Here is a 16,048-nt window from a genome sequence, read left to right on the forward strand (position 1 = left end):
CCCTCCCCCAGACTCCGTCCGGGAGGTGCCCCCAGCCGTGCGGAACGCCTGCCCACAACCGGGGGGACGGGTACGTACAGCGGGCGCGCCCCGTCAGGGGCGCGGGGAACTGCGCGGCCAGCCCCCACCGGCCCGCAGACGCGCGCGCAGCGCAAGCCGCACCCCAGTAGGCGCCCTCCGTCACAAGACAAGCTCCCGCACCGCCCGTACGAACCGCTCCACGTGCTCGTCCGGCGTCCCCACCCCGAAGCTCACCCGGACCGCGTTCAAGGCCCTCCCGTCAGGGGAGCCGCCCGCGAGCTTCCGCACCAAGGGGTGCGCGCAGAAGAGACCGTCCCGCACGCCGATCCCGTACTCCGCGGAGAGCGCCGCCGCGAGGCGGGAGCTGTTCCAGCCGTCGACGACGAAGGACAGGACGCCGACCCGCGCGGCGTCGTCGCCGAAGAGCGACAGGACGCGGACGCCCGGCACCCCGGCGAGGCCCTCGCGGACGGTCGCGACCAGGTGCCGCTCGCGTTCGACGACGCGGTCGAAGCCCACCTCGCGCAGCGCCCTGCAGGCCGAGGCGATGGCGTAGGCACCGATGACGTTGGGCGAGCCCGCCTCGTGCCGGGCGGGGCCGTCGTGCCATTCGACCGTCACGCCCCCGTCGGCACGTGTCACCGAGCGGCTGGCGCCGCCGCCCGCGAGGTACGGCTCGGCGTCGCGCAGCCAGTCCGCCCGTCCCGCCAGCACTCCGGCGCCGAACGGCGCGTACAGCTTGTGCCCGGAGAAGGCGATCCAGTCGCAGTCCCACGCGGTGACGTCGACCGGGCAGTGCGGCACGAGCTGCGCCGCGTCGACCACGATACGGGCGCCGTGCGCGTGGGCGGCGGCGGTCAACTCCCGTACGGGCCACAGCTCTCCGGTCACATTGGACGCCCCCGTCACGCACACCAGCGCGGGACCGTAGGGCTCTCGGTCGGCCAGGGCGCGCTCCAGGATCTCCACGGCCTGCCGGGGCGAGCACGGCGCGTCGAGGTAGGTGACCGCGAGGTCCGCGCGCCGCTCCCACGGGAGCAGTGCCGCGTGGTGCTCGGACTCGAAGACGAACACCCGCGTCCCCCGCGGGAGTACGGCCGCGAGCAGGTTGAGCGAGTCGGTGGTCGAGCGGGTGAAGACCACCTCGTCGCCGGGGCGGCAGCCCAGGAACTCCGCGACCTCCGCGCGGCTGTTCTCGAAGAGCTCGGTCGACAGCCGGGAGAGGTGGCCCGCGCCGCGGTGCACGCTGCCGTAGTAGGGGGCGTACGCCGCCACGTCGTCCCAGACCCGCTGGAGCGCGGGCGCGCTGGCCGCGTAGTCGAGCGCCGCGTAGGTCACCTCGCCCCCGGAAGCGAGCGGGACGCGGACGTCGTTCCCGAGGACGGGCAGCGGGGCGGTGGCGACGGCGGAACCGACAGCGGGCTCGGCGACAACAGGGCATGCGGACATGGCGAATTCTCCCGGGTACAGACAGAAAGAGACTGTGTACACGCACCCGCGAGTTCCTCTGCGGGGTGCGGAAATGGCGACTCGGCACACGGGAAACCCGCCGCGCGGAGCGCACCTGAGAAAAACGGGAAACGGGCCGTCGGGCCCTATCGCATTCGCTGCGTCATGATGGATCTCCCTCAATGACCAGGATCCCTGGCGAGGGATCCGCGCTTGCCGCAGGACCTGTTGCCTGCGACCCGGTCATCACCCGGGGCACCCCGCCACGGAAGGAGGGTTGCCGGACAGCGGGCCGGGGCCGTTTCGCTGTCACTCGTGACCTGGCAGGGAGTATGGCACAACTGATCGCGGGGCGGAAAGGGCGTCCGTGATACGGACGCCCTTTCCGCCGATACCCGCGCTCAGGCCCCTACTTGTTGCTCGCGGTCACCCAGCGCTCCAGCGCCCGCTTCGCCGCGCCGGAGTCGACGGACTCCGCGGCCCGGGCGATGCCCGCCGCGATCTGCTCGGTGAGCGGCGCGTCCGTCGGGTCCAGCGCGACCAGGGCCGCCGCCGCGTTCAGCAGGACCGCGTCCCGTACGGGCCCGGTCTCGCCCGCCAGCAGCCGGCGGGCGACATCCGCGTTGTACGCGGCGTCGGCGCCCTTGAGTGCCTCGACCGGGACCAGCGGGATGCCCACGTCCCGCGGGTCGAAGGGCTCCACGCGGACCTGCCCGTCCCGCACCACCCACACGCGCGAGGTGGCCGTGGTGGTCAGCTCGTCCAGCCCGTCGTCGCCGCGGAAGACCAGCGCGGAGGAGCCCCGCTCGGCGAGCACCCCGGCGAGGATGGGGGCCATCCGGGCGTCGGCGACGCCGGTGGCCTGGGCCCGCACCCGGGCGGGGTTGGTCAGCGGGCCGAGCACGTTGAAGGTCGTACGGATGCCCAGTTCGCGGCGCGCGGCCGCGACGTAGCGCAGCGAGGGGTGGAACTTCACGGCGAAGCAGAAGGTGATGCCCGCCTCCTCCGCGACCTCGACGACCCGGCGCGGGGTGAGGTCCAGGTCGACGCCCAGTTTCTCCAGGACGTCCGAGGCCCCGCTGGCGGACGAGGCGGCGCGGTTGCCGTGCTTGACGACCTTGACACCGGTGCCCGCCACCACGATGGAGGCCATCGTGGAGATGTTGACGGTCTTGGCGCCGTCGCCGCCGGTGCCCACGATGTCCACGCTCGGGCCGGGCACCTCGATGAGGTTGGCGTGCGCGTACATGGCCCGGACGAGGCCGGAGATCTCGGCGACCGTCTCGCCCTTGGCGCGCAGGGCCACCGCGAAGCCCGCGATCTGGGCGTCGGTGGCCTCGCCGCGCATGATGCGGTCCATGGCCCAGGCGGTCTCGTCCGCGCCGAGGTCCGCGCCGTCGAGCAGGGTGTTCAGCAGGCCGGGCCAGGAGGGGGCCACCGCGCTGTCGCCGCCTGCCGGGGTCACAACGTTCATGGTCCACGCTCCTGGTGGTCGGTCTCGGGTCCGCGGCCTTCCGCGGGCTCGCGGTCCAGCCTATCCAGGCCCGGGAACGTCGAAGAGCCCCGTCCACGCGCTGGACGGGGCTCTTCGTGTGGCGATCAGCGATCACTCACCGGCGGTTCGCCGGCCGGACCGGATCAGTGGTGGCCGTGGCCGCTGGTGATCTCGTGGAACTCCTCCGCGGTCGCCTTGGGAACCTGCGTCCCCTCGCCGTAGAAGCCCTTCGAGAGCTTCACGCGGAGCTTCTGCGAGCCGGTCACCTTGCGCTCGACGCCGTTCTCGTCGACCTCGGGGACGAGCTCGAGCGGCGTCGGCTGCTCGTGCGAGGTGAGCGTGTGCAGCTGCTCCTGCGAGAGCGGCTCGTGGACCTCGATGAACTCACCGTGCGGCAGGCGCTTGATGATGCCCGTCTCCCGGCCGTGCAGCACCTTGTCCTTGTCACGGCGCTGGAGGCCCATGCACATGCGGCGCGTGGCGATGAACACCAGGACCGGCAGGACGAAGAAGCCGACGCGGACGAACCACGTGATGGCGTTGATCGACAGGTGGAAGTGGGTGGCCCACAGGTCGTTGCCACCACCGACCAGCATCACGAAGTACGCGGTGATCCAGGCGGCACCGAAGGCGGTGCGCGTCGGGGCGTTGCGCGGGCGGTCCAGCAGGTGGTGCTCGCGCTTGTCACCGGTGACCCAGGACTCGATGAACGGCCAGACGGCGATCGAGCACAGCACCAGCGGGAAGATCACGATCGGGATGAACACGCCCAGGACGAACGTGTGGCCCCAGACGTTGACCTCCCAGCCCGGCATGACACGGATCAGACCCTCGGCGAAGCCCATGTACCAGTCGGGCTGGGCGCCGGTGGACACCTGGTCCGGACGGTACGGGCCGATGGCCCAGATCGGGTTGATCGTGGCGATCGCGGCGATGGCCGCGATGGCACCGAAGACCAGGAAGAAGAAGCCACCGGCCTTGGCCATGTAGACCGGCATCAGCGGCATGCCGACGACGTTCTTCTCGGTCCGGCCGGGGCCGGGGTACTGCGTGTGCTTGTGGTACACGACGAGGATCATGTGCGCGACCACGAGACCGAGCATGATGCCCGGCAGCAGCAGCACGTGGATCGAGAAGAAGCGCGGCACGAAGTCCGAGCCGGGGAACTCGCCGCCGAAGAGGAACATCGAGATGTACGTGCCGATGATCGGCACGGACAGGATCGCGCCCTCCATGAAGCGGACACCGGTGCCCGACAGCAGGTCGTCCGGCAGCGAGTAACCGGTGAAGCCGGTGAACATGCCGAGGAAGAACAGCAGGAAGCCGAACAGCCAGTTGATCTCACGCGGCTTGCGGAAGGCGCCCGTGAAGAAGACGCGCATCATGTGCAGGAACATCGCCGCGAGGAAGATCAGCGCCGCCCAGTGGTGGATCTGCCGGACCAGCAGACCGCCGCGGACGTCGAAGCTGATGTTCACGGTGGAGGCGAAGGCCTCCGACATCCGCATGCCCTGCATGGGGACGTACGGACCGTGGTAGACGGTCTCCGCCATGCTCGGGTGGAAGAACAGCGTCAGATACACACCCGTGAGGATGATGATCAGGAAGCTGTAGAGGCAGACCTCGCCCAGCATGAAGGACCAGTGGTCCGGGAAGATCTTGCGCATGTTGGCCTTGGCCAGGCTGTAGATGCCCAGCCGGCCGTCGGCCCAGTCGGCGACCCGCTCACCGGCGGGCGCCTTGCGCCGCCCCGGCGCGTCCGCGCCGGGGGTGTTCGTCGTTGCAGTACTCATCCGCGCTCCCAGAAGGCAGGACCGACCGGCTCGGCGAAGTCGCCCATCGCCTCGAGGTAGCCCTTGTCATTGACCTTGATCCGCAGCTGCGGCAGAGCGTGACCGGCGGGGCCGAAGATCACGCGGCCGCCGTCGGACAGGTCGAAGGTGGACTGGTGGCACGGGCACAGCACGTGGTGCGTCTGCTGCTCGTAGAGGCTGATCGGGCAGCCGACGTGGGTGCAGATCTTGGAGTAGGCCAGGATGCCGTCGGTACCCCAGTCCAGGCTCTTCTTGTCCTTGATGTTCTCCGGACGGATCCGGACGATCATCAGGGCGGCCTTGGCGATCTCCTGCTGGAAGTCGTGGTCCTCCTCCTTCATGCCCTCGGGCATGGCGAAGGTGAGGGACCCGACCTGGACGTCCTCGGGACGCAGCGGCTGCAGGGTGTTCTGGTTGATCAGCATCTTGCCCTCGGACCAGGAGGTCTTGCGGAGCTTGGTGCCCGGCAGCGGACCGAGGTCGCGGAGCAGCACCACGCCGGAGAGCGGCACCAGGGCCAGCGCGCCGAACATGGTGTTGCGGATCAGCTTGCGGCGGCCGAACGCCGACTCCTCGGCGCCCTGCTTGAAGTCGGCGAGGACCTTGGCCTTGACGTCGGGCGCGGCCTCGATCGGGTGTCGCTCGTCGGCGACCTCCACGTCCGACATCAGGGTGCGGGCCCAGTGGACGGCGCCCGCGCCGATGCAGAACAGCGCCACACCGAGGGTCAGGCCCAGCGCGAAGTTCAGCGCGCTGACGTGGCCGATCGGGAAGACGTAGACGATCTTGTCGACCGGGATCGACACGTACGAGGCGATGAACCCGACGGTGGCGATCATCGACACGAGGAACAGCATGGCCACCATGCGCTCGGACCGCTTGGCGGCCCGCTCGTCGATGTCCTGCTTACGGTGCTCGTGCGGCGGCAGACCCGGGTCGGCGAACGGGTCGCCGGCCGGCTTGGTCACGTCACTGCTGTGCGTGTCGCCCTGCTCTTGCGGCAGGTTCTCTTCTGGAATGTCTTGGCTACTCATGACTTCTTGGCCTTTGCGGTCCGGGCTGCGACCCAGATGGCGAGCACGACCATCGCGCCGAGTCCGAAGACCCACGCGAACAGACCCTCACTGACGGGGCCGAGCCCACCCAGTTCGAGGCCGCCCGGGGTCTCCGACTTGCTGGTGTTGACCGTGTCGAGGTACGCGATGATGTCCTTCTTGTTCTTCTCCGACATCGTCGTGTCGGGGAAGGAAGGCATGTTCTGCGGGCCGGTCTGCATGGCCTCGTAGATGTGCTTCGGGTTGACGTCCGTCAGGTCCGGAGCGTACTTGCCGTTCGAGAGGGCGCCGCCCTTGCCGGTGAAGTTGTGGCACTGGGCGCAGTTCGTCCGGAAGAGCTCGCCGCCCTTGGCGATGTCCGCGCCGTCCGGGCTGTACTGGTCCTTGTTCGGCACGGACGGGCCGGCGCCGAGCGAGGCGACGTAGGCCGCGAGCTGGTCGATCTCGGCCTGGGTGTAGATGGCCTTCTTCCTGGGTGCCTGAGCGCCCTGCTGCTGCAGCGGCATGCGGCCCGTGGCGACCTGGAAGTCGACGGCCGCGGCACCCACGCCGACGAGGCTCGGGCCGTCGGAGGTGCCCTGACCGCCGGTGCCGTGGCAGCTTGCGCAGCCCACGGAATAGAGCTTCTTGCCCTCCTCGATGGCGAGGGACTGGGCGCTGTCATCGGCCTTGGCCGTGTCGGCCGGCGCGAACGCGGCGTACAGCCCCCCAGTTACCGCCAGCGCGAAGAGTAGGACGACGACCGCCGCCAGCGGATGGCGTCGTCGTGCGGAGAGCTTTTTCACGGATTACCCCGGTGTCAGGATCTTCTGCGTCGATGCTGGACTGTTGGTCCTCTGCGGACCTGAATCGAAATCCTCGATTACTTGATCAGGTAGATCGTGGCGAAGAGCCCGATCCAGACCACGTCGACGAAGTGCCAGTAGTAGGACACGACAATGGCCGCCGTCGCCTGGTGGTGGGTGAACCTCTTCGCCGCGTACGTCCTGCCCAGGACCAGCAGGAAGGCGATGAGGCCGCCCGTCACGTGCAGGCCGTGGAAGCCGGTCGTCAGGTAGAAGGCCGAGCCGTACGGGTCGGAGGACAGGGACAGCCCGTCCTTCTTGACCAGGTCCGTGTACTCGAAGATCTGACCGCCGATGAAGATGGCACCCATCACGAACGTGAGCGTGAACCAGGAGCGCAGCTTCTTGACGTCACCGCGTTCCGCCGCGAAGACGCCGAGCTGGCAGGTCAGGGAGGAGAGCACCAGGATGGTGGTGTTCGTCGCCGAGAACGGGAGGTTCAGGGCGGACGCCTGCTCCTTCCAGTGCTCCGTTCCGGTCACCGATCGCAGGGTGAAGTACATCGCGAAGAGGGCCGCGAAGAACATCAGCTCGGAACTCAGCCAGATGATGGTTCCGACGCTGGTGAGGTTCGGCCGGTTGACCGACGGGTGCGCGTGCCCGGTATCTACTGCTGTTGCTGTCGCCACGACCGACATTATGTCGGTCGCTTATCTCGCGCTCACTCCGGGGGGTGCCGTTCGGTGTGTCAAGACCGTATGCGCTGCTCGTACGGCCCAATCCGGGAGCGCGCGCGGTGGTCCCCCGAAGGGGGGAAGCGGTGCGCGCGGGCGCTGGCCGGGGCGCTGGTGACGGGGCGTCGGCCCGCTCCGCGGCGGGATACCGGGGACGCCGGACCCTCCTCGGGCGCGGCGCCCGCGGAGTAGCATCCATCCGAGCCACAGCCGTGCCCCTAGTTGCGAGACCTGGAGGAACGATGCAGCCGACCGCCACCGTGCTGGTCTACAGCGACGATGCGGGCACCCGCGAACAGGTACGGCTGGCCGCCGGACGCCGCCCGGCCCCGGATGTGCCCCCCGTGCGCTATCTGGAGTGCGCGACGCTGCCGGCCGTGCTCAGGGCCCTGGAGGAGCACCGGATCGACGTCTGCGTCCTGGACGGCGAGACGGCGCCCGCGGGGGGCATGGGCGTGTGCCGCCAGATCAAGGACGAGGTCTTCCGCTGCCCACCGGTCCTCCTCCTCATGGGCCGCCCCCAGGACGCGTGGCTGGCCACGTGGAGCCGCGCGGACGCGGCGGTGACGCATCCCCTGGACCCGGCGGCGTTCGCCGATGCCCTGGCGGGCCTGCTGCGCGGCGCTCCGCGCCAGGACCCGCACTTGGTGGGCGCCCCGTAGGGGTGCGGCCCGGTGGTCCGGTTGTGCCCACCCGTTCCGCCGTGCGGAACGCCTGCCCACAACCGGGAAGGTAAGGCGGAGGGGCGCGCCCCTTCAGGGGCGCGGGGAACTGCGCGACCAGCCGAACACGACCGGCGGACGCGCACCGGGCCCGGGTGGCAACCCGGCGGGCGCAACGGGCCACCGGCCCGCAGCCGCACGCGAAGCGCAAGAGGCACCCCGGTAGGCGCCGCGCAGCGGACCCGCAGCGTCAAAGCTGCGGCCGCAAGCGCGCCGCATCGGCCGGCCCCGTCCCCTCCCGCTTGCCGGCCGCGAGGGCACTGCCCTCGCGCCATTGCTGCCAGGAAAGATTCCAGTCACCGAACCCGTTGTCGAACGGCGTCATCGTCGTGCCCTGGCTGCCGACGACCTTGACGATGTCGCCCAGGTGGATGGTGTCGAAGAACCACTTCGCGTTCTCGGTGCTCATGCCGGTGCAGCCGTGGCTGACGTTCTCCGCCCCCTGCGAGCCCTCGGACCAGGGGGCGGCGTGCACGTACTCGCCGCTCCAGGTGACCCGGGTGGCCCAGTAGACGGGCAGGTCGTAGGAGTCGTCGCTGCCCTCGGCGATGCCGATGCTGGTGCCGCGCATGCGTACGAAGGATTCCCGCCCCAGGACCACCTTGACCCCGTTGCGGGTGGCATAGCCCGGCTTGCCGGTCGTCACCGGGATGGACCGGATCTCCTGGCCGTTGCGGAGCACGGTCATGCTGTGGGCGGAGGCGTCGGTGACGGCCTCGATGCGGTCACCCGTGGTCAGCCGTACGGGCTTGGAGCCGCCGCCGTAGAGGCCGGGCGCCACCTTTATGCCGTCGAGCCCCGAGCGCACGTCGACGGTGGCGTGGACGGGCCAGTAGTCCTTGGGGCGGTAGTGCAGGGTGCGGTTGTCCACCCAGTGCCAGGCGCCCTCCGTGGCGGGCTGTGCGTCGACCTTCAGGGCCCGTTCGATGACCGTACGGGCGGCCGGGTCCTGAACGGGGGCGCTGAGCTCGGCGGTGATGGGCTGTCCCACGCCGTAGGTGCCGCTCTGCGGGCCGAAATTGACCCTCAGCAGCCGGTCCGCCGCGCTGGTGTCGAAACCGATCGTCCGGCGCCCCTGGGCCCCGTCCGGGTCCTCCGTGCTGACCCGCACCGTGTAGTGCGCGCCCGCGGCCAGCGCTCCCGTGCTGTGCCAGCCGGAGCCGTCGGCGGCGAGCTCGCCCGCGACGTAGCGCCCGGTCCCGTCGGTCGCGGTGACATCCGTGATCCTGTCCTCACCGCTGGCCCGCACCTCGAGCGGTTTGCTGGGGTCGGCCTTCTGCCCCTCGTCGGAACTGCTGAGCACCACCTGCCCGGTGGCGTCGTAGGGCTTGTCGGCCAACGGGTTCGACGAGCCGCCGCAGCCCCCCAGCGCCAGCGGGACCAGCAGCACGGTGCCCGCGAGGACCGTGCGGCATCGAGGTGAGTGACTCATGGTCACACCGTAGGGACGAAGCCCGGGCACGGCCCCCTGGCGACTGCGAACGGGTGCTCTTCACGGAGTGGCGCGCGATTGGGCCGTACGGGGCACGCGGGAGGGGCGAGGGGGTGCGAAAAGAGGCGGGAACGGCCGGTGGAACGCGAAACGGCCGGGCCCCGCACACCGTGTGGTGTGCGGGGCCCGGCCTGTGCGGTGCTTGCGGAACCTACTGGTTCGCGTTCTCACCGCGGTAGAACTCGAACACCCAGCCGAACAGGCCGACCAGGATGATCGGGGCGGAGAAGAACATCAGCCACCAGCCGAAGCACACGGCCAGGAAGGCCAGCGAGCCGCCGAGGGCCAGGGAGAGCGGCTGCCAGCTGTGCGGGGCGAAGAAGCCCAGCTCGCCGGCCTCGTCCGCGACATCGGCCTCCGTGTTGTCCTGCGCGCCGACGTCCACCCGGCGTGCGGTGAACGCCAGGTAGTAGCCGACCATCACGCACAGGCCGAAGGCCAGGAACAGAGCGGTCGCGCCCGCCGGCTCCTTCGCCCACACCCCGTACACGATCGCCATGATCAGGATGAAGACGGAGAGCCAGAGGAACATCCGGCCTTGGACCTTCACTTGCCGGCCTCCTTGCCACCCGCGAGGGCCTTGTCGTGCGCGAGGTTCTCCTCGAGCTCCAGCGCCGCGATCTCCGGGTGGTGGAGGTCGAAGGCCGGGGCCTCGGAACGGATGCGCGGCAGGGTGAGGAAGTTGTGCCGCGGCGGCGGGCAGGAGGTCGCCCACTCCAGCGAGCGGCCGTAACCCCACGGGTCGTCGACCTCGACCTTCTTGCCGTACTTGGCGGTCTTCCAGATGTTGTAGAAGAACGGCAGGATCGACAGGCCCAGCAGGAACGAGCTGATGGTCGAGATGGTGTTCAGCGTGGTGAAACCGTCGGCCGCCAGGTAGTCGGCGTAACGGCGCGGCATGCCCTCGACACCCAGCCAGTGCTGGACGAGGAACGTGCCGTGGAAGCCCACGAACAGCGTCCAGAAGGTGATCTTGCCCAGGCGCTCGTCCAGCATCTTGCCGGTGAATTTCGGCCACCAGAAGTGGAAGCCGGCGAACATCGCGAAGACGACCGTACCGAAGATCACGTAGTGGAAGTGCGCGACCACGAAGTACGAGTCCGAGACGTGGAAGTCCAGCGGCGGCGAGGCCAGGATGACACCGGTCAGACCACCGAAGGTGAAGGTGATCAGGAAGCCGATGGCCCACAGCATGGGCGTCTCGAAGGACAGCGAGCCCTTCCACATGGTGCCGATCCAGTTGAAGAACTTCACACCGGTCGGGACCGCGATCAGGAAGGTCATGAAGGAGAAGAACGGCAGGAGCACGCCGCCCGTGACGTACATGTGGTGCGCCCACACCGTCACCGAGAGACCGGCGATGGCGATCGTGGCGGCGATGAGGCTGCCGTAACCGAACATCGGCTTCCGGCTGAAGACCGGGATGACCTCGGAGATGATGCCGAAGAACGGCAGGGCGATGATGTACACCTCGGGGTGGCCGAAGAACCAGAAGAGGTGCTGCCAGAGCAGTGAACCGCCGTTGGCCGGGTTGAAGATCTGCGCCCCGAACTTGCGGTCCGCCTCCAGGGCGAACAGCGCGGCGGCGAGCACCGGGAAGGCCAGCAGGACCAGGACACCGGTCAGCAGGACGTTCCAGGTGAAGATCGGCATGCGGAACATCGTCATGCCCGGCGCGCGCATGCAGATGATCGTGGTGATGAAGTTGACCGAACCGAGGATCGTGCCGAAGCCGGACATGGCCAGACCCATGATCCACAGGTCACCGCCGACACCCGGCGAGTGGACCGCGTCCGACAGCGGGGAGTAGGCGAACCAGCCGAAGTCGGCCGCACCCTGCGGGGTGAGGAAGCCGCCCACCGCCATCAGCGAACCGAAGAGGTACAGCCAGTAGGCGAACATGTTCAGCCGCGGGAACGCCACGTCGGGCGCGCCGATCTGCAGCGGCATGATCCAGTTGGCGAAACCGGCGAACAGCGGCGTCGCGAACATCAGCAGCATGATCGTGCCGTGCATCGTGAACGCCTGGTTGAACTGCTCGTTCGACATGATCTGCGTACCCGGGCGGGCGAGCTCGGCGCGCATGAGGAGCGCCATCAGGCCGCCGATGCAGAAGAACGCGAACGACGTGATCAGGTACAGCGACCCGATCGTCTTGTGATCAGTGGTGGTCATCCACTTGATCACCGTGGCGCCGGGAGACTTCCGGCGTACAGGTGGTGCTGCCGTGGCCGTCGCGGCGGCGGCACCCTGGGGTTCGTTGAGGATGCTCACTTGTTCTTCGTCTCCGCGTTCTTCGCGTGATCCGTCTGCGCGATGCCCGCCGGCTGGTAGCCGGTCTGGCCCTTCTTGGCCAGGTCCTTCAGATGCTGCTGGTAGCGCTCAGGAGAGACGACCTTGACGTTGAAGAGCATGCGGGAGTGGTCCTGGCCGCACAGCTCGGCACACTTGCCGAAGAACGTGCCCTCCTTGTTCGGGGTCACCGTGAAGCTGTTGGTGTGCCCCGGGATGACGTCCTGCTTCATCAGGAACGGCACCACCCAGAAGGAGTGGATGACATCCCGCGAGGTGAGGATGAACTCCACCGTCTCGCCCTTGGGCAGCCACAGGGTCGGGCCCGGGTTGCCGTTCTGCGGGTTCCGCTCGCCCGGCGTACCGACCTCGTAGACGCCGCCCGCGTTGGCCGGGGCCTTCGCCAGGAAGCGGTCCGGGATCGCGTCGAGCTCCTTGACCTGGCGCAGCGGCTGACCCGCCGGCTGGCCCTCGACGTTCTCCATGTAGTTGAACGCCCAGCTCCACTGGAAGCCGACCACGTTCACCACGTGCTTCGGCTTGTCAGGGTTGGTCAGCAGCTTGTTCTCGTCACGCGCGGTGAAGTAGAAGAACACCGACACGATGATGATCGGAACCGCGGTGTACAGCGCCTCGATGGGCATGTTGTACCGGGTCTGCGTGGGGATCTGGATCTTCGTCCGGCTGCGCCGGTGGAAGATCACGCTCCACAGGATCAGGCCCCACACCAGAACGCCGACCACAAGGGCGGCGGCCCAAGAGCCCTGCCACAGGGAGAGGATCCTCGGGGCCTCTTCCGTGACGGGAGTGGGCATTCCGAGGCGGGGGAAGTCCTTGTATGTGCAACCGGAGGCGGTCGCAAGGACAGCGCCCGCGGCCAGCGCCTGCAGCAGCTTCCGCCGCACCGGGCGCCGCGACGAGCGGTCGGAGCCGTTGGGACTCACGTAGCGCCTTCCCGAGAGTCTCGCCCGTGCGGCCGGCTGCGGCCGTCTCGCTGGTCGGTCGCCGGCCCGCAGCGGGCAGGGGTTTGGATGTTTATGCGGACCAAACCCTACTGGACGCTATTTGGGGTCGCGCGGGGAGGGTGCCCAACGCGCCGGGTCACTCCCCGAAGGGATGGAATCTCGGCGTCCGGAGGCTATCTGGAGGACCGTCAGCGAGGCCGTCCGACGCGCGGTGAGGTCGCCTTTTCGGGCGGCGCGAAGCCCCTTCGGACAGCGCGCGTTAGCGTTAGTCGTGCCTTATTTCGATGCCGCTTCCGCCGCTCCGCTGCACCCCGTCGCGCGCCAGGCGCTCCTGGCAGCGCTCGACGAGGGGTGGGCGGACCCTGCCCGCCTGCACCGGGAGGGCCGCCGCGCCCGGCTGCTGCTGGACGCCGCACGGGAGGCCACCGCCGAGGCGGTCGGCTGCCGACCGGACGAGCTGGTGTTCACCCCGTCGGGGACGCGCGCGCTGCACGACGGCGTCACCGGTGCCCTCGCCGGGCGCCGCCGGGTCGGCCGCCATCTGGCCGTGTCCGCCGTCGAGCACTCGGCCGTCCTGCAGTCGGCCGCGCTGCTGAAGGACGCGGGCGGCACCGTCACCGAGGTGCCGGTGGACCGTACGGGCCGGGTGGACGCGGAGGAGTTCGCGCGCGCCCTGCGCGGGGACACCGCGCTCGCGGCCCTGCAGTCCGCCAACCACGAGGTGGGCACGGAGCAGCCGGTGGCCGAGGTCGCCGAGGCGTGCCGGGCGGCGGGCGTGCCGCTGCTCGTCGACGCGGCGCAGTCGCTGGGCTGGGGGCGCGTCGCCGACGGCTGGTCACTGCTGGCCGCCAGCGCGCACAAGTGGGGCGGCCCGCCCGGCGTGGGGCTGCTGGCCGTGCGCAAGGGCGTGCGGTACGCGCCCCAGGGACCGGCGGACGAGCGGGAGTCGGGCCGCGCGCCCGGCTTCCCCGACTTGCCCGCGATCGTGGCGGCGGCCGCGTCGCTGCGGGCCGTACGGGCGGAGGCGGCGGCCGAAGGCGCCCGGCTGCGGGCGCTGGTGGACCGGATCCGGGCGCGGGTGCCGGAGCTGGTGCCGGACGTGGAGGTCGTCGGCGACCCGGAACGGCGGCTGCCGCACCTGGTCACGTTCTCGTGCCTGTACGTCGACGGGGAAGCCCTGCTGCACGCGCTGGACCGGGCCGGCTTCTCCGTCTCCTCCGGCTCCTCGTGCACGTCGAGCACGCTGACGCCGAGCCATGTCCTGCGGGCGATGGGCGTGCTGTCGGAAGGGAACGTGCGGGTGTCGCTGCCGCTGGGCACGGCGGAGGAGGACGTCGACCGCTTCCTGGAGGTCCTGCCGGAGGTGGTCGCGTCAGTCCGCGACCACCTGGATGCCCCTGCCGTGGAGAGCCCGGCTCCTTCGGCGCCCGCCGGGGAAGTCGTTGTCGACGCCCTGGGCAAGCGGTGCCCCATCCCTGTCATCGAGCTGGCGAAGATCTTCCCCGGCGTCCCGGTGGGCGGCCTCGTCACGGTCCTCTCCGACGACGAGGCGGCCCGGCTGGACGTCCCGGCCTGGTGCGACATGCGGGGGCAGGAGTATGTGGGTGAGCGTCCTGTGCCGGGTGTGCCTGGCGGCACGGCTTATACGGTGCGGCGCCGTGACTGATGCCCGGGTTGCGCCCGGCCCCGTTTTCCAGTGCGGCTCCGTCGCGCTCGGTGCGCCCACCGGGGAGCCTCTTGCGCTGCGCGCGCGACTGCGGGTCCGGTGGGGGCTGGTCGCGCAGTTCCCCGCGCCCCTTGTCTCCTACCGCTGGTTGTGGGCATGCGTTCCGCTAGGGGCGGAACGGGTGGGCACAACCAGCCCACCGGCCCGCACCACAGCAACAGGGGTCCGGGGGCGGAGCCCCCGGTGGGTGAGCCTGCGTAGTGGCTAGCCCAGGTGGGCCTTGATCTCCGCGGCCGCCGTCTCGCCGTACGCCTTGGCGAAGCGCTCCATGAAGTGGCCGCGCCTCAGCTCGTACTCCTGCGTGCCGAGCGTCTCGATGACGAGCGTGGCGAGCATGCAGCCGAGCTGCGCCGCGCGCTCCAGGGAGAGCCCCCACGTGAGACCGGCGAGGAAGCCGGCGCGGAACGCGTCGCCGACACCGGTCGGGTCGACCTTCGCCTCCTCCTGCGCGCAGCCGACCTCGACCGTCGGCTCGCCCACGCGCTCGATGCGCACGCCCCGCGCGCCGAGGGTGGTGACGCGGGTGCCGACCTTGGCCAGGATCTCCGCCTCGGTCCAGCCCGTCTTGGACTCGATGAGGGCCTTCTCGTACTCGTTGGTGAAGAGGTACGTGGCCCCGTCGACCAGCTGGCGGATGTCGTCGCCGTCGAGGCGGGCGAGCTGCTGGGAGGGGTCGGCGGCGAAGGGGATGCCGCGGGTGCGGCACTCCTCGGTGTGGCGGAGCATCGCCTCGGGGTCGTCGGCGCCGATGAGCACGAGGTCGAGGCCGCCGACGCGGTCGGCGACCGGCTGGAGCTCGATCTGGCGGGCCTCGCTCATCGCGCCGGTGTAGAAGGAGGCGATCTGGTTGTGGTCGGTGTCCGTCGTGCAGACGAAGCGCGCGGTGTGCAGCACCTCGGAGATCCGGACGGAGGCGGTGTCGACGCCGTGCCGGTCGAGCCAGGCGCGGTACTCGGCGAAGTCCTGGCCGGCGGCGCCGACGAGGACGGGCCGCAGGCCGAGGATGCCCATGCCGAAGCAGATGTTGGGGCCGACGCCGCCGCGGCGCACGTCGAGTTCGTCCACGAGGAAGGAGAGCGAGACGGTGTGCAGCTGGTCCGCCACGAGCTGATCGGCGAATCGGCCGGGGAAGGTCATCAGGTGGTCGGTGGCGATGGAGCCGGTGACAGCGATACGCACGGCGAGTGACGCTCCTGCGGGCGAAGTGACATGACGGAAAACAGAAACGGGAAAAGCCACACCACGTTACCGGGTGAGGGCCCTGTCCTCGGGGTAAGGATTCAGCCACCGAACGGACAAAATTACCTAATAGTAGCCCTTCCTCGCCGTGCCACGTGGTGCGTACGGTGCCCGTATGCCGAAGCCTGTGAAGCACGTCACTCGCCCCGGGGCCGGATCCGAGCATGCCCCGGAAACGCTCGCCGAGCTGTGCGGCCTGGGCGCCCGGATGGCCCCGCACTGGGCCGCCCCGCCCGTCCCCGCGGCGGCGGCCCAGTGC

13 protein-coding genes and 1 riboswitch are annotated in these 16,048 nt (G+C 69.9%); of the genes, 2 read left to right on the top strand and 11 right to left on the bottom strand.

Annotation, left to right across the window (positions count from 1 at the left end):
* Positions 1-180 precede the first annotated feature (180 nt).
* From K6I34_RS15045 to K6I34_RS15070, 6 genes are all read right to left on the bottom strand, one after another.
* Positions 181-1,470: an aminotransferase class V-fold PLP-dependent enzyme gene (locus K6I34_RS15045; RefSeq protein WP_229326256.1), complete on the bottom strand. Its 1,290-nt coding sequence runs from the start codon at positions 1,468-1,470 to the stop codon at positions 181-183.
* A 204-nt stretch (positions 1,471-1,674) separates the two neighbouring features.
* A riboswitch (SAM riboswitch) is annotated at positions 1,675-1,791 on the bottom strand.
* An 88-nt stretch (positions 1,792-1,879) separates the two neighbouring features.
* Positions 1,880-2,944: an anthranilate phosphoribosyltransferase gene (gene trpD, locus K6I34_RS15050; protein ID WP_229326258.1), complete on the bottom strand. Its 1,065-nt coding sequence runs from the start codon at positions 2,942-2,944 to the stop codon at positions 1,880-1,882.
* A 164-nt stretch (positions 2,945-3,108) separates the two neighbouring features.
* The gene (locus K6I34_RS15055) at positions 3,109-4,758 is read right to left on the bottom strand and encodes a cytochrome bc complex cytochrome b subunit (RefSeq protein ID WP_229326260.1); all 1,650 of its coding nucleotides are present in this window, start codon (positions 4,756-4,758) and stop codon (positions 3,109-3,111) included.
* A complete protein-coding gene (locus tag K6I34_RS15060; RefSeq protein ID WP_229326262.1) occupies positions 4,755-5,813 on the bottom strand; it encodes a ubiquinol-cytochrome c reductase iron-sulfur subunit in 1,059 nt (352 codons plus the stop codon). Before K6I34_RS15060 ends, K6I34_RS15055 begins: the two co-directional genes overlap by 4 nt.
* Positions 5,810-6,619 (bottom strand): c-type cytochrome, encoded by an 810-nt coding sequence (locus K6I34_RS15065; protein WP_229326264.1) that lies wholly within the window; start codon positions 6,617-6,619, stop codon positions 5,810-5,812. The genes K6I34_RS15060 and K6I34_RS15065 overlap by 4 nt, the downstream gene beginning before the upstream one ends.
* A 77-nt stretch (positions 6,620-6,696) precedes the next feature.
* A complete protein-coding gene (locus K6I34_RS15070; protein WP_229326266.1) occupies positions 6,697-7,317 on the bottom strand; it encodes a heme-copper oxidase subunit III in 621 nt (206 codons plus the stop codon).
* 278 nt (positions 7,318-7,595) lie between these two features.
* On the opposite strand from K6I34_RS15070, the gene K6I34_RS15075 reads away from it, so the two are divergent.
* On the top strand, positions 7,596-8,015 hold the full coding sequence (locus K6I34_RS15075) for a hypothetical protein (protein ID WP_229326268.1): 420 nt from the start codon (positions 7,596-7,598) through the stop codon (positions 8,013-8,015).
* A 250-nt stretch (positions 8,016-8,265) separates the two neighbouring features.
* Here K6I34_RS15075 and K6I34_RS15080 read toward each other — a convergent pair whose 3' ends face one another.
* The 4 genes from K6I34_RS15080 to coxB form a co-directional block, all read right to left on the bottom strand.
* The gene (locus K6I34_RS15080) at positions 8,266-9,507 is read right to left on the bottom strand and encodes an Ig-like domain-containing protein (RefSeq protein WP_229326270.1); all 1,242 of its coding nucleotides are present in this window, start codon (positions 9,505-9,507) and stop codon (positions 8,266-8,268) included.
* A gap of 211 nt (positions 9,508-9,718) precedes the next feature.
* On the bottom strand, positions 9,719-10,117 hold the full coding sequence (locus K6I34_RS15085; protein WP_229326272.1) for a cytochrome c oxidase subunit 4: 399 nt from the start codon (positions 10,115-10,117) through the stop codon (positions 9,719-9,721).
* Positions 10,114-11,841: a cytochrome c oxidase subunit I gene (gene ctaD, locus K6I34_RS15090; RefSeq protein ID WP_229326274.1), complete on the bottom strand. Its 1,728-nt coding sequence runs from the start codon at positions 11,839-11,841 to the stop codon at positions 10,114-10,116. The genes K6I34_RS15085 and ctaD overlap by 4 nt, the downstream gene beginning before the upstream one ends.
* Positions 11,838-12,803 carry a cytochrome c oxidase subunit II gene (coxB, locus tag K6I34_RS15095; RefSeq protein WP_229326276.1) on the bottom strand — a complete coding sequence of 322 codons (966 nt, stop codon included), beginning with the start codon at positions 12,801-12,803 and terminating at the stop codon, positions 11,838-11,840. The genes ctaD and coxB overlap by 4 nt, the downstream gene beginning before the upstream one ends.
* Before the next feature lie 292 nt (positions 12,804-13,095).
* Between coxB and K6I34_RS15100 the strand changes: the two genes are divergently transcribed.
* Positions 13,096-14,490: a cysteine desulfurase/sulfurtransferase TusA family protein gene (locus tag K6I34_RS15100; protein WP_229326278.1), complete on the top strand. Its 1,395-nt coding sequence runs from the start codon at positions 13,096-13,098 to the stop codon at positions 14,488-14,490.
* Positions 14,491-14,754: 264 nt separating this feature from the next.
* Here the strand turns inward: K6I34_RS15100 and K6I34_RS15105 are convergent, their stop codons facing one another.
* The gene (locus K6I34_RS15105; RefSeq protein WP_229326279.1) at positions 14,755-15,729 is read right to left on the bottom strand and encodes a carbohydrate kinase family protein; all 975 of its coding nucleotides are present in this window, start codon (positions 15,727-15,729) and stop codon (positions 14,755-14,757) included.
* Between the last annotated feature and the right edge of the window lie 319 nt (positions 15,730-16,048).

Origin of the sequence: Streptomyces sp. UNOC14_S4 (assembly GCF_020740835.1) — a bacterium.
Lineage (GTDB): Bacteria > Actinomycetota > Actinomycetes > Streptomycetales > Streptomycetaceae > Streptomyces.